The sequence below is a fragment of the Wansuia hejianensis genome, from assembly GCF_014337215.1.
GTDB classification, from domain to species: Bacteria; Bacillota; Clostridia; order Lachnospirales; family Lachnospiraceae; genus Scatomonas; species Scatomonas hejianensis.
In genome coordinates, this window is sequence record NZ_CP060635.1 from 1,556,613 (window position 1) to 1,570,436 (window position 13,824).

Annotated in this window: 9 protein-coding genes; 3 read left to right on the forward strand and 6 right to left on the reverse strand. The window is 51.0% G+C overall.

Going from position 1 to position 13,824, the window contains the following annotated elements; all coding sequences use genetic code 11:
- Positions 1–140 precede the first annotated feature (140 nt).
- Positions 141–1,349, reverse strand: a complete 1,209-nt coding sequence (locus tag H9Q79_RS07165) for an IS110 family RNA-guided transposase (protein WP_118648870.1) — start codon at positions 1,347–1,349, stop codon at positions 141–143.
- Positions 1,350–1,648: 299 nt separating this feature from the next.
- Here H9Q79_RS07165 and H9Q79_RS07170 point away from each other — a divergent pair, with 299 nt between their 5' ends.
- The 3 genes from H9Q79_RS07170 to carB all read left to right on the forward strand — a co-directional run bounded on the left by H9Q79_RS07170 (position 1,649) and on the right by carB (position 7,870).
- Positions 1,649–2,254, forward strand: a complete 606-nt coding sequence (locus H9Q79_RS07170) for a recombinase family protein (RefSeq protein WP_118647821.1) — start codon at positions 1,649–1,651, stop codon at positions 2,252–2,254.
- 248 nt (positions 2,255–2,502) lie between these two features.
- Positions 2,503–4,440, forward strand: coding sequence for a hypothetical protein (locus H9Q79_RS07175; RefSeq protein ID WP_118647819.1), 1,938 nt, complete (start codon positions 2,503–2,505; stop codon positions 4,438–4,440).
- A gap of 202 nt (positions 4,441–4,642) precedes the next feature.
- Positions 4,643–7,870: a carbamoyl-phosphate synthase large subunit gene (gene carB / locus H9Q79_RS07180; RefSeq protein WP_249329533.1), complete on the forward strand. Its 3,228-nt coding sequence runs from the start codon at positions 4,643–4,645 to the stop codon at positions 7,868–7,870.
- A gap of 146 nt (positions 7,871–8,016) precedes the next feature.
- On the opposite strand, the gene H9Q79_RS07185 is transcribed toward carB, so the two are convergent.
- The 5 genes from H9Q79_RS07185 to cysK form a co-directional block, all read right to left on the reverse strand.
- Positions 8,017–9,420 (reverse strand): FAD-binding oxidoreductase, encoded by a 1,404-nt coding sequence (locus H9Q79_RS07185; RefSeq protein ID WP_118647817.1) that lies wholly within the window; start codon positions 9,418–9,420, stop codon positions 8,017–8,019.
- Between the two features lie 2 nt (positions 9,421–9,422).
- Positions 9,423–10,616 carry an electron transfer flavoprotein subunit alpha gene (locus H9Q79_RS07190; protein ID WP_118647825.1) on the reverse strand — a complete coding sequence of 398 codons (1,194 nt, stop codon included), beginning with the start codon at positions 10,614–10,616 and terminating at the stop codon, positions 9,423–9,425.
- A 2-nt stretch (positions 10,617–10,618) separates the two neighbouring features.
- Positions 10,619–11,482 (reverse strand): electron transfer flavoprotein subunit beta/FixA family protein, encoded by an 864-nt coding sequence (locus tag H9Q79_RS07195; protein WP_249329534.1) that lies wholly within the window; start codon positions 11,480–11,482, stop codon positions 10,619–10,621.
- Between the two features lie 172 nt (positions 11,483–11,654).
- Positions 11,655–12,380 (reverse strand): FadR/GntR family transcriptional regulator, encoded by a 726-nt coding sequence (locus tag H9Q79_RS07200; RefSeq protein ID WP_118647815.1) that lies wholly within the window; start codon positions 12,378–12,380, stop codon positions 11,655–11,657.
- A gap of 507 nt (positions 12,381–12,887) precedes the next feature.
- On the reverse strand, positions 12,888–13,820 hold the full coding sequence (cysK, locus tag H9Q79_RS07205; protein WP_118647813.1) for a cysteine synthase A: 933 nt from the start codon (positions 13,818–13,820) through the stop codon (positions 12,888–12,890).
- Positions 13,821–13,824: the final 4 nt, after the last annotated feature.

The following is a 13,824-nucleotide window of genomic DNA, read 5'->3' on the forward strand; positions in this document are numbered from 1 at the left end:
GAGGTAGAATAATTAAGGTAGCCTGCAAATAAAAAGTCAAGGCTAAATTGAAAGAACATTGAAAATTTTATACAGGTTCAAAATTAGGTATCAAAATAAGACCACCACACCAGTGCTGGCCTGAAAATAGTAGTGGATATTTAGGATTCTGGAAGAGATGAAAGATATTCTTTCACTCGACCATAGTAGATTCTTAGAAACTTATTGGCACCCGCTGTCATGTAGACATAGTAAGGTTTACCTTGAGCACGTTTTTTGTCCAAGAACTGATATACAGGGTCAGCCTGTGGTCTTGTTTTAATTAAAACGTCCATTACTTGAAATAAGGTTTTCCTGAGGTCAGAAGAACCACGCTTTGAAGTTGGAACACTTTTTTGTTCATAAGTGCCGGACTCATTCACGCCGGGATCTACACCGGCAAATGCAGTAATAGCGCCTTTATGAGTAAACCGGGAAACATCGCCAATCTCAGCCATGAGCTGAGGACCAAGTGAAGGTCCAACCCCTTTCATAGCCATAACGATAGGATATTCGGGGAGTTTCGATGCGGTTTCATTCATTAAGGTACGCAGCGACTCAACGGTTGCAGAGGCACTGTTAAGCTGGTCAACAGCCTGCCTGATGATAAGCTTTGTAATGTCATCCTTTGGAAGTACAGGAACAAGTTCCTTTGCTTTTCCATAGATTTCTTCAGCCTTTGACTGGCTGAAGTTGTACTTCTTACGTTTGCACCAGTTTTGATAATGGCAGATAAAGGCATTTTGAGACATTTTACGGACACAGTCCACATGCCAGTATGTAGATGCAAAATCGACCCATTTCTGGCTGCCGTCACTGCGTGCAGGACTGTCAAAGTAAGCATTCACACCAGGATAGGTTTGGTCAAGGATTCCAATGAGGTTATTCTTCATAGCCGTCTTATGTTTCATGTAAAAGCAAAACTGACGGTTCATAGTTTTAAGCTGATTTCGTAATTCATCCATAACACTATACTGTTTGAGATTTTGCCACTTGTCAAGTGCATATCGGGCAATCTTAACGGAGTCAGCTTTGTCAGATTTGACTTTGCGAAGGGAATCATTATCAAAATCCTTGATAAGCTTTGGGTTAATGGCACTGACGAAAAGATTTGCCTCGGAAAGCTGATGGGCAAGGACTTCGTAATAATGTCCTGTATGCTCTATTACGATTCGAGATTCGCCTTCAACAGAGTGGATGAGTTCTACAAGTGAATTGATATCACTGGCTGTGTGTTTGATTTCAAAAGGTGCAGAGACAATTTCGCCGAATGGGCGCATGATTGCCACCATGCTTTTTCCTTTAGAAACATCGATACCTACTGCGTTCATAAAATTTGTCACTCCTTAAGAATTATTGCAATGGTTAAAACCAGTTTTACTCATTGCCTATTCAATCTACTGTGGTGTGACACGAATGCGCCTATGACGATTCAACCTGCATAAAACGAACGCTGCGAATGAGGAGCTGGTTATCAGTCTAATTTACGGACGCGAAGTCCAAGAAAGGAAGCCGACATACCGATTGCTCCATCATTATACAGCTTAAGCAACAAGATGGATAATTCCTTACTGGCTGTAAGGGATATTACCCATAAATATATTGTAGTAGAAAGGAGGTGAAATTCTGTATGACAGGAAATGTTTTCGGCTACATCCGCGTATCCAGCACCGACCAGAATGAAGAACGTCAGCTTGTCGCCATGAAAGAAAGAAATGTGCCCGGGAAAAACCTGTTCATGGATAAGCAATCCGGCAAAGACTTTGAACGGCCTTCTTACAAAAAAATGATCCGCCGCCTGAAGCCCGGCGATCTGCTGTATATCCTGAGTATCGACCGCCTGGGCCGCAACTATATGGAAATACAGGAACAATGGCGCATCCTGACCAGGGAAAAAAAAATTGATATCTGTGTTTTGGACATGCCTCTTCTGGACACCCGCAGCGGTAAAGACCTGATGGGAACCTTCATTGCCGACCTGGTTCTCCAGATTCTGTCCTTCGTGGCCCAGAATGAACGTGAAAACATCCGCAGGCGTCAGGCCGAGGGAATCGCGGCGGCCCAGGCCAGAGGTGTAAGATTCGGCAGGCCGCCCCGCCCTCTTCCTCCAAATTTCTGTGCGGTCCACAAAGCATGGCGGGGCAAAAAAATAACACTTCAACAGGCAGCAAAAGCCTGCGAAATGCCTCCGGGGACCTTTTATTCAAAAGCGGTAAAATACGAAAATCATACATAATCTATCGGTAAATTTATTAACGTGTACCTTTTCGAATGCCGATAATAACACTTTTTTCCAGTATAACGGAATTTCAGCTTTTTATCAAGTTCCTTTCCTGTTTTAACAGACCTTTATCCGAAATTTTATTCCATCTGCCTCTTTTCTGTTCTGATTCATTCCTTCAGCACTCTTATTGAAAAGGTACACTTTTCAAAATTATTATACAGTACAATGGACGTTTTTTGCAAAAAGAAGGAGGTATTTCAGTGAAAACCAAAAGAACAAAAGGCAAATTTCTTTCTTTACTGCTGGCAGCCGTTATGGCCTTCTGCCTGTTCCCCTTTGCCGCGGCGGCAGAAACGCCGGACGGCTGGGACGGGACGGCAGACACTTCCTGGTACAACGGGACAGATACGGAATTTCATCTGAGCACGGCGGAGCAGCTGGCCGGCCTGGCTGCTCTCGTCAATGCTCCGGACAGCAGTGACACCTTTGCCGGAAAAACCGTCTATCTGGAGGCCGATCTGGATCTCAGCGGCCACGAATGGGTGTCTATAGGCGACGGCAACAACGTGGGACGGTATTTTGGGGGCGTCTTTGACGGCCAGAACCATTCCATCAGCCATTTAACCTCAACGGCCTCGCCCAATTATTATCACGGCCTGTTCGGGGTCGTCTCCCAGGGCGGAACCGTCAAAAATATAGGAGTAACAGACGCATACATAACAACCGGCGCCGGGGATACTTCTCTGCGCCTGGGGGTTCTGGCGGACTGGGCAAATGCCGCCTCCATTCTCAACTCATACACCACCGGCACTGTCATGAGCACCACCGGTGATAAATTGCTCGGAGGCCTCGTCGGCCAGTGCACAGCCGGCACTCAAATCACCGGCTGCTATTCCACCGCCGCCGTAGTGAGCCAGAAGGCTGATTCCTGCGATACGGTCGGCGGGATCACCGGTCAATGGGAAAACGCCACAGCCGATGCCCTGATCTCAGACTGCTGGTTCGGCGGCAGCATCAGCTGCGAATACGACGACACCGCTGTGGGCGGCATAATGGGAGCCAACTTTGATTTTGACGACGATCAGCCGGGAGTAACCATCCGGAACTGTTTCGTGTCAACCACAGACATCACCTGTGCGAATCCCGACAACATTACCTGGATTGCAGCGGTAGTCAACGGGCCTGTCTCTGATTGTTACTGGCCTGTTAATACGGCTCTGCCCACGCAGCCTGCTGCTGTCGTGAAACTTGTTGTGGACTGGGACGCAGGAACTGCAGACCCGGACCCGGCCTTCGATCAGTCTGTCTGCGGCATCCCTGTTGAAAATTTTCAAGCGCCAGAGATTTTGGACAGCCTGAACGCTAATGCCGCTCCCGGCGTCATCTGGGTGGCCGGCCTGACACACCCGACATTTTCCCATGATGATCCCCATATCCCGGCAGACTATTCCGCCGTGGAAGCAGCCAGGAGTAAAATTCCTTCTGATCTGACCCTTTACACGGATGCAACAGTCAGCCAGTTACATGAAGCGCTGAACAATATCACGGAAGGTCTCACCAAAGACCGGCAGTCCGAGGTTACGGCTATGGCTGCTGCCATAGAGACGGCTGTTTCCGGCCTTATTTATAAAGGAGCTGATTATTCTGCCGTAGACGCAGCCGCTGAAAAAGCTAATGCGTTGAACCCGCAGGAATATAAGGATTTTTCTGCAGTTGAAGCAGCCCTCAGCGCAGTCATCCGCGGTAAAGACATTACAGAACAGGCCGCGGTTAACGCATATGCGGCAGCCATAGAGGATGCAATCACAGCACTTGAGTATAAAGACGCCGATTACTCTGCGGTAGACGCAGCCGTTAAAAAAGCGAACGCCTTGAATAAAAACGATTACAAAGACTTCACGGCAGTTGAAAATGCGCTCAAGGCCGTCGTCCCCGGAAAGAACATTACGGAACAGAATGCCGTGGACGCGATGGCAAAAGCGATTGAGGCTGCAATCTCAGGGCTTGTGAAAAAGACGGCCGTTGCACCTGTGACAGTGACTCTGTCTCCTTCTCAGAAACCAGTGTCCGCACAGACAACAAAAAGCCCTTCAACGGGCGACAGCAACAGCCCCATTCCCTGGCTGATCCTGTTGGCCGCAGCCGCATGCGCCCTGGCTTGTACAGCTGTCTATGCGAAAAAAAGGAAAGCGAAATAACACCAATTCCTGTCTTGTTATACCGGCCCGTAACTGGGCCGGTATTTTCCTATTCTCTTAGCTGGCGCCATATAACTCTGAATTCCCGGATATTACCTTCTCCATTTCTGAGCATAAGATTATTTTGGATTGCATCACAAAAACTCTTGTGCTTTTCATCTTTTTCTATATAATTATCTATAGAACAAAGGAGGATATTTTTATGCCCAAAAGAACAGATATTCACAAAGTACTCATCATCGGCTCCGGCCCGATCGTGATCGGCCAGGCCTGTGAATTTGATTATTCCGGAACTCAGGCCTGCAAAGCACTCCGCCGGCTCGGGTATGAAATTGTACTTGTCAACTCCAATCCCGCCACCATCATGACGGACCCGGAAACTGCTGACGTCACCTACATTGAACCTCTGAACGTGGAACGGCTGGAGCAGATTATCCAGAAGGAACGTCCGGACGCCCTGCTCCCCAATCTGGGAGGACAATCTGGTCTGAACCTGTGTGCAGAGCTGAATAAAGCAGGAATCCTGGACAAATATGGCGTAAAAGTCATCGGAGTGCAGGTGGATGCCATAGAGCGCGGGGAAGACAGAATCGAATTTAAAAAAACCATGAATGAACTGGGCATTGAGATGGCCCGAAGTGAAGTCGCTTACAGCATAGATGAAGCGCTCTCCATCGCAGACCAGCTGGGCTACCCTGTAGTCCTGCGCCCTGCCTATACCATGGGCGGCGCCGGCGGCGGCCTGGTTTACAATAAAGAAGAACTGAAGACTGTATGCGCCAGAGGCCTCCAGGCCAGCCTTGTAGGACAGGTTCTCGTAGAGGAATCTATACTGGGCTGGGAAGAGCTGGAGCTGGAGGTGGTTCGTGACGCCGATAACAACATGATTACAGTGTGCTTTATTGAGAATATCGATCCTCTGGGCGTACACACCGGCGATTCCTTCTGCGCGGCGCCCATGCTGACAATCTCCGAAGAATGTCAGAAACGGATTCAGGAACAGGCATATAAGATTGTGGAATCGGTGCAGGTCATCGGCGGTACCAACGTACAGTTTGCCCACGACCCCGTATCCGACCGGATTATCGTCATCGAGATCAACCCCCGTACCTCCAGATCCTCCGCCCTGGCTTCCAAGGCCACCGGTTTCCCCATCGCCCTGGTATCCGCCATGCTCGCCACCGGCCTGACACTCAAGGATATCCCCTGCGGGAAATACGGAACCCTCGACAAATACGTCCCAGACGGCGATTACGTAGTCATTAAATTCGCGCGCTGGGCATTCGAGAAATTCAAAGGCGTGGAAGACAGGCTGGGTACGCAGATGCGTGCCGTCGGCGAGGTCATGAGCATTGGCAAGACCTATAAGGAAGCCTTCCAGAAAGCTATCCGCAGCCTCGAGACCGGCCGTTACGGCCTGGGCCACGCCAGGGACTTTGATACGATGACCAAGGACCAGCTCCTTCAGCTTCTGATCACCCCTTCCAGTGAACGCCATTTCATCATGTACGAGGCTTTGAGAAAGGGCGCTACTATCGACGAGATTTTCGAGATCACACGGGTGAAAAAATATTTTATAGAGCAGATGAAAGAACTGGTGGCGGAGGAAGAAGAGCTTCTGCGTCATAAAGGCGGCCTTCCTGCCGACGAGCAGATCATCTCGGCAAAAAAAGACGGCTTTTCGGACAAATATCTGAGCCAGCTTCTGGCAATACCTGAGGACGAAGTCCGGGATCGCCGCCTGGCCCTGGGGCTGGAAGAAGCCTGGGAGGGCATCCATGTGAGCGGCACAGAAGACAGCGCCTATTACTACTCCACCTACAACGCTCCCGATCAGAACCCGGTATCTAACGACAAGCCTAAGATCATGATCCTGGGCGGAGGTCCCAACCGGATCGGACAGGGTATCGAGTTCGATTATTGCTGCGTTCATGCGTCGCTGGCCCTGAAAAATCTGGGCTTTGAGACGATCATCGTCAACTGCAACCCGGAGACCGTTTCCACAGACTATGACACTTCTGACAAGCTTTATTTTGAACCGCTGACCCTGGAAGACGTACTCAGCATCTACAAAAAGGAAAAACCCCTGGGTGTCATCGCACAGTTTGGCGGCCAGACACCTCTGAACCTGGCTTCTGATCTGGAAAAAAACGGAGTGAAGATTCTAGGCACCTCTCCCTCTGTCATCGACCTTGCGGAGGACCGTGACCTGTTCCGCGCCATGATGGAAAAGCTGGGAATCCCCATGCCGGAATCCGGTATGGCCACTACGGTAGAGGAAGCCATAGAGATTGCCGGAAAAATCGGCTATCCGGTCATGGTTCGTCCTTCCTATGTGCTGGGCGGCCGCGGCATGGAAGTTGTGTATGATGATGAAAGCATGGCCGGATACATGAAAGCGGCTGTAGGTGTGACCCCGGACCGGCCCATCCTGATCGACCGTTTCCTGAACCACGCGCTGGAATGTGAGGCCGACGCCATCAGCGACGGCGCCAACGCCTTTGTTCCCGCGGTCATGGAGCACATTGAGCTGGCTGGCGTTCACTCCGGAGATTCGGCCTGTATCATCCCCTCCGTCCATATTTCACCGGAAAATGTGAGAATTATCAAAGAGTACACGAAAAAGATCGCGGAAGAAATGCATGTAAAAGGACTCATGAACATGCAGTATGCCATAGAAAACGGTAAGGTATACGTGCTGGAAGCTAATCCCAGAGCCTCCCGGACTGTCCCGCTGGTATCCAAGGTCTGCAATATCCGGATGGTGCCGCTGGCTACAGACATCGTCACCTCTGAGCTGACCGGGAATCCATCTCCGGTGCCGGGACTCAGGGATCAGGAAATTCCATATTACGGCGTCAAGGAAGCCGCATTCCCCTTCAACATGTTCCAGGAGGTCGACCCGGTGCTCGGACCCGAGATGCGCTCAACCGGAGAAGTCCTGGGATTGTCCCGATCCTACGGGGAGGCCTTCTATAAATCTCAGGAGGCCATCCAGTCGAAGCTTCCTCTGGAAGGAACTGTCCTGATCTCCGTCAACCGCAAGGATAAGGCAGAGGTAGCAGAGGTGGCCCGAAGCTTTGCTGAGAACGGCTTCCAGATCATCGCCACCGGAACTACCTATGAGATCATCCGCGAGGCAGGTATCCCCGCTGAAAGGGTGAAAAAGCTGTACGAGGGACGCCCGAACATCCTCGACCTGATCACCAACGGAAAGATCCAGCTCATCATCAACTCTCCGGTGGGCAAGGAAAGCGTACACGACGACAGCTACCTGCGCAAGGCAGCCGTCAAGTCCAGAATTCCTTATATCACCACTATTGCGGCCGCCAAAGCCACCGCTGAAGGCATCCATTATGTGAAAACGCATACTCAGGGAGAGCTGAAGTCCCTACAGGAATGGCATGGGGAAATCCGGGAAAAAGCCTGACCTTCAGAATACGGGAATATTAAAGCTCAAAAAGAAAGGTACGGCGTCTGTCATGGACGCGTACCTTTCTTTTTGGATTTTTTATCTCCCGCCTCTGCAAAAGTCCTGCCGGGCGGCTGCACCAATATATGAACCGGCTTTCCCGGTCATTCTTCTGATATCTTATGGGGATTCAATATATTTTCCGGATCGAATACCTTTTTGATCCCGTTCATCAGGCGAAGGCTGGCCTCCGGCAGAGATTCTTTCAGATAAGGCTTTTTGGCAAATCCGATGCCGTGTTCTCCCGATACCTGGCCGCCCAGTTTCCTGGCTTTCTGGTATATTTTCTCCATAGCCTCGTGCATCCGCTGCTCCCAGACCTCATCGCTCAGGCCATCCCTCAAGACATATGCGTGGAGATTCCCGTCGCCCGCATGCCCAAAGCTCTTGATCCGTATCTCCACCTCTTTCTGGATGCTGTGGAGATAAGTGACCATTTCATTGACATGGCTTCTCGGCACGACCATATCCACCTCATCCATATAAGTTGTGGAACCCTTAATTGCTTCCAAAAAAGCGCCTCTGGCCTTCCAGATGGATTCTTCCCGTTCCTCCGTGTCCGAGATCAGAACATCCAGCGCGCCTTGCTCCAAGCACAAGCGGGCAACCCGGTCATAGAGCCGTTCCACTTCTTCTGTCGTATTCCCATCAAATTTCAGCAGCAGGTAAGCATCCGACTGCTTATCCGGAAAGCTCTTGCCCAGATATTCCTCTGCGTCCTCAATGACCTCTCTCTGCATGAATTCCACAGCTGTGGGCAGAGCTTTTGACCGGATAATCTCCGGGACCGTATCGATGGCTTTCTGAAGCGAGGGAAAAGGAACCAGAAGGCTGATTATTTTCTTCGGCAGCGGCAGAAGCTTCAGGATCGCCTTCGTGATGAAGCCGAGAGTGCCTTCCGAACCGATCATCAGATCCTTCAGATCATATCCGGAGCTATTCTTCACTACTTTTCCGCCAAACCAGGTAATTTTACCGTCCGGAAGCACCACCTCAAGCCCCATGACATAGTCCCTGGTCACACCGTATTTTACAGCCCGCATTCCTCCGGCATTGGTGCTGATATTTCCTCCTATAGTTGCGGATTTTTCTCCCGGATCCGGAGGGTAAAACAGGTCATGCTCCTCCACATAGGCCGCCAGCTCCATCAGTAGCACCCCAGGCTCCACCGTGATTGTCAGGTTATCCTCATCCAGCTCCAGGATATGGTTCATCAGTGTCGTATCAACCATAATCCCGTGCTCCATAGCCACAGAGGCCCCCACAAGACCCGTTCCGGCGCCTCTGGGCGTCACAGGAATCCTGTGTTTGCCGGCATATTTCATAATTTCTGAAATTTCCCCGGCAGACTTTACTTTTATCACCACATCCGGATAGCTGCTGGTGCCGCTCAGCTCATCGTGGCTGTATTCCTCATTAATCTCATTCCCCGCCAGTACGCGTTCCTCATCCCGGATCAGTTCTTTCAGATAAGCCAAATCCTGTTCATCGAATTTTTTATATCCCATCGTTACGCCCCCCTCTTTCCTTTCAGCTTTTCAATCAGCCGGGGGATTATCTCATACAGGTCTCCCACCAGACAGTAATGCGCAGTTTTGAAAACCGGTGCCTTCGGGTCCTTGTTGACCGCGAAAATGTGATCTGCGTGATTCATGCCTGCCACGAACTGAATAGCGCCTGAGACACCCACAGTAATCATCAGCTTCGGCCTGACGGTACGGCCGCTCAGCCCTATCTGGTACTTTGCATCCAGCCATCCTGCTTCCGCCAGCGGACGGGTGCAGGCCAGCTGGCCGCCCAGAAGCCCCGCCAGTTCGCGCAGCATGTCCAGATCCTCTGCCTTCTTTACTCCCCGTCCGGCCACCACCAGCACGTCAGCATTCTCAATAAATTTTTCCTTTTCTTTTCTGACAATGTCCAGCACCTCCACATGGGAGCCGAGCTTTTCCCGGCTGATTTTGCAGGGTACGATCTCCCCTGAAACTTCCTCCATGCGCTCCGGCGCGTTCATGACCTTGTACCTGACTGTCGCCATCTGAGGGCGGTGGTTCGGCGTCTTAATATGTGCCATAATATTTCCGCCAAAAGCCGGACGGATCTGGGACAAATCCGTATCCGCATTCATCTCAAGAACCGTACAGTCAGCAGTCAGCCCTGTCTTCATCCGGGCGGCAACCCTGGGAGCCAGCTGGCGGCCCACCGTCGTAGCGCCTACCAGGACTGTGGACGGCCGGACTTTCCGTATGAAATCTTCAAAAACAGCCGTATAGGGTTCGATCTGGAATCTTGCCAGCTCCGGCTCATCATACACATACACCTGATCGGTTCCATAGTGAAGCAGTTCCCGGCTCTTCTCACTGATTCCCTGTCCCATGAACAGGGCATAGACCGGCTCCTTCGTCACGCCGGCCAGCTCTCTTGCCTTTCCGATCAGCTCATAAGTAACCGGATGGATATCGCCGTCCACGTGGTCCACGTAAACCACAATCCCCTTCCAGGCCGACTTATCAATCTTGGGCCCTTCCTCTTCTTCAATGTATTCAACTGCCCCCTGCGGCCCTTTTTTGACGCACATGCGGCACATGCGGCAGCCGCTGCCGATCACCACTTTCCCGTCCTGTTCCTCCATCGCGCCAAAGGGACACAGAGCTATCAGCTTCTGAGGGTCCGGGATTTTGTCCTGATGTACAATTAATTTTGCCATAATCATGACTCCCTCCTGTCTTTTTCACCGGCCGCTGCAGCCACCAGCTCAGAATTACCGCCGCCCTGCGGCCCGGGAGCCAGGAATTTCAGCTCCCCGAGCCGGATAAACAGGCGGTCTGCCAGCTCTTCTCCGGAGCCTTCCCAGGTCTCCTTCCTGTCATTGGACGCCGGAGGAAAGATTTTCTGTACTTGAGTAGGAGAGCCGTTCAGCCCGTAATGTTTCTCGTCCCTGTCTTCCATATCGGCAAGTGAAAGCACCTTTATCTCCCTGTCCTTCGTATTCATCTTCCGGACATAGGAAGGAAGCCTTGGCTGGAAAATGTCTTTATCTACGGACAACAGGCAGGGGTATTTCACCTTTACAATCTCCAGCTCCCCCGGAAGATCCATCGCCACAGTGATTCCGTCATTTTCCACCTTCTGTATCCGGGTGACGTTGGCTACGCTGGGAATCTTCAGCCATTCTGAAATCTCCGCCCCCACCTGGGCCGTATCCCCGTCTGTGGTCTGCTTTCCACACAGAATTAAATCAAATTCCCCACAGGCTCTGATCCCCTGAGCGATGGTATAGCTGGTGGCAAGCACATCGGCTCCGCCGAATTTACGGTCAGACAGAAGGACCCCTCCGTCCGCCCCCATGGCAAATGCCTCCCGGATCACCTGCTGCGCCTGGGGCGGCCCCATAGAAATCACCTGCACGGTGCCTCCCTTCTCTTCCCTGATCCTGAGCGCTGTCTCAATCGCGTACAAATCATAGGGATTCATTTTGGACGCTGCTCCATCCCTTTTCAAAACGCCGGTTACCGGGTCTACCTCTACCCTATTGCTTTCCGGCACCTGCTTGATACATACGAGTATCTTCATCCGTTCCGCCTCCTTTTAACCTTCCATTCACTTTCTTCTGCTCCACAGTCTGTTTCGTCGCTTTCTGACTGGCAGGAAGCAGCAACTCGGGGCATAATTGGTAGTACCAATCTTTCTATGGTTAGTATAGGTTCCCGGCATTCTTATGTCAATAATTGTTTATTTTTTCACATCATTCCTGTCCCTCTCCCGGGAAACTGTCCACTCTGTCTTCGTCCAGCACCTGGTTCACCAGCTTAAAATGAGTTCCCAGTGCTTCTAACCCCAGCTTCTCATCTCTCGTCTTCAGTCCCAGCACCATGTCATGATGACACTTCTGAAGCATTCCCTTCCGCTCCTCCGTCTGCTGAATCTCATAGCGCATGTTCTCAATAAAAGTGTGAACCACTGCCGAACATGCTTCCAGAATGTCTATAATCAATACATTGCGGGATGCTGCCGCAAACGCATAATGAAGCTTCTTGTCTAACATGACACTTTCCTGAGAATCCGTGCTCTTATCCATCTTCCGGACGTAATCCTCCATCTGGCGAATCTCCTCTTCCGTGGCCTGGCAGACAGCAAGAGAATACGCCAGAGTCTCCAGGGAATTGCGCACCTGGCCGATCTGACGGAAATCCAGCCTGTCCATCGCCAGCATCATGGCCATGGTCTCCGTTATGCTTTTCTGAAAATCACAGGTAATGTAATTTCCTGAGCCCTGTACTGAAGAAATGATCCCCATCATATCCATAATGCGGATCGCCTCCCGGACGGAATTCCGGCTCACCCCCAACAGAGCTGCGATCTCCCGTTCCGGAGGTATCCGCTCTCCTGCTTTCAGTTCTCCTGCCATGATCTGGCCCCGGAAATAATCAATTACACCAGCATATGCTTTCTGTATCCGTTCTTCTTCCATCCGCTTTCTGTCCCTTTCCCAATCGCTTCAAAGATCTTTTCATTTTATCCCACCGGCCTGCTGCCAGTCAATCCCCCATTATCCAGGCTGCAGACTTCCGCCGTCCCCGGAAATCTTCTGGTTTCATTATACCTCATATTTTCAAATATAGAAAGGAGTGGTATACTTAAGAAAAACAGACAACGGGCGGTGATAAACATGTGTATGAACAAAAAAAGACACAACGACGCAGGACTCCATGCAAGGCCAGTCTGACCAGCGACGTTTGCATGGAGTGATTGACAGTCGCTGGCTTTCTGCTGGCTTTGCTGCTTGACACCTGATTTCAAGGAGGAAGCCTGTATGAAATATATTAATGCAGATATGATTCTTCCTGACAGCCTGGTAAAGGAGCTTCAGAAGTATGTTCAGCCAGGATACATTTACATTCCAGCCATAGAAGATCAGCACAGATCCTGGGGTGAACTATCCGGCGGCCTTTTGCCAAACACAAAATATTTTCTGTTCTTATTCAACGAACAGCGGCGTAGAATAATACCTGTCACCGCTGTCAGGCAGAAGAGCAACGATTGTCTTCCCCTCGTTCTCCGGCCTCTGTGCCAGCCGGAGCGCCGCATACAGGGCAGCCCCTGAGGAAATCCCCACCAGGACACCTTCTGTCCTGGCAATCTCCTTTCCAGTCCGGAACGCCTCTTCATTGGATACAGTCATTACTTCATCATACACCTCTGTATTCAGTGTGTCTGGAATAAAACCGGCCCCGATCCCCTGTATCTTGTGCGGGCCGCTTCTCCCCTGGGAAAGCACCGGGGAATCCTCCGGCTCAACCGCGACTATCCGGATGCCTGGATTCTGCGACTTCAGGTATTCTCCCGTGCCTGTGACCGTTCCGCCCGTTCCTACTCCGGCCACAAAAATATCCACTTTTCCTTCTGTATCCCGCCATATTTCCGGGCCAGTGGTTTTTCTGTGGATCTCCGGATTGGCCGGGTTCACAAACTGCCCCGGAATATAGCTGTCCGGTATCTCCTTCGCCAGCTCTTCCGCCCTGGCAATTGCCCCTTTCATCCCCTTCGCCCCGTCCGTGAGCACCAGCTCAGCACCGTAAGCTTTCAGAATATTCCTGCGCTCCACGCTCATCGTCTCCGGCATGGTCAGTACGATCCGATAGCCCTTAGCAGCCGCGATGGCCGCCAGCCCGATTCCGGTATTGCCTGATGTTGGCTCAATGATAACAGAGCCCTTCTTCAGCTTTCCCTTTTCCTCTGCGTCTTCAATCATAGCTTTTGCAATCCGGTCCTTTACACTTCCGGCCGGGTTAAAATATTCCAGCTTCACCAGCACTCTCGCTTTCAAAGCATGTTTCTTTTCAAAATTGCTCACCTCTACCAGTGGGGTGTTTCCGATCAGTCCCAACGTCCCTTTAAAAATACCAGACATACTA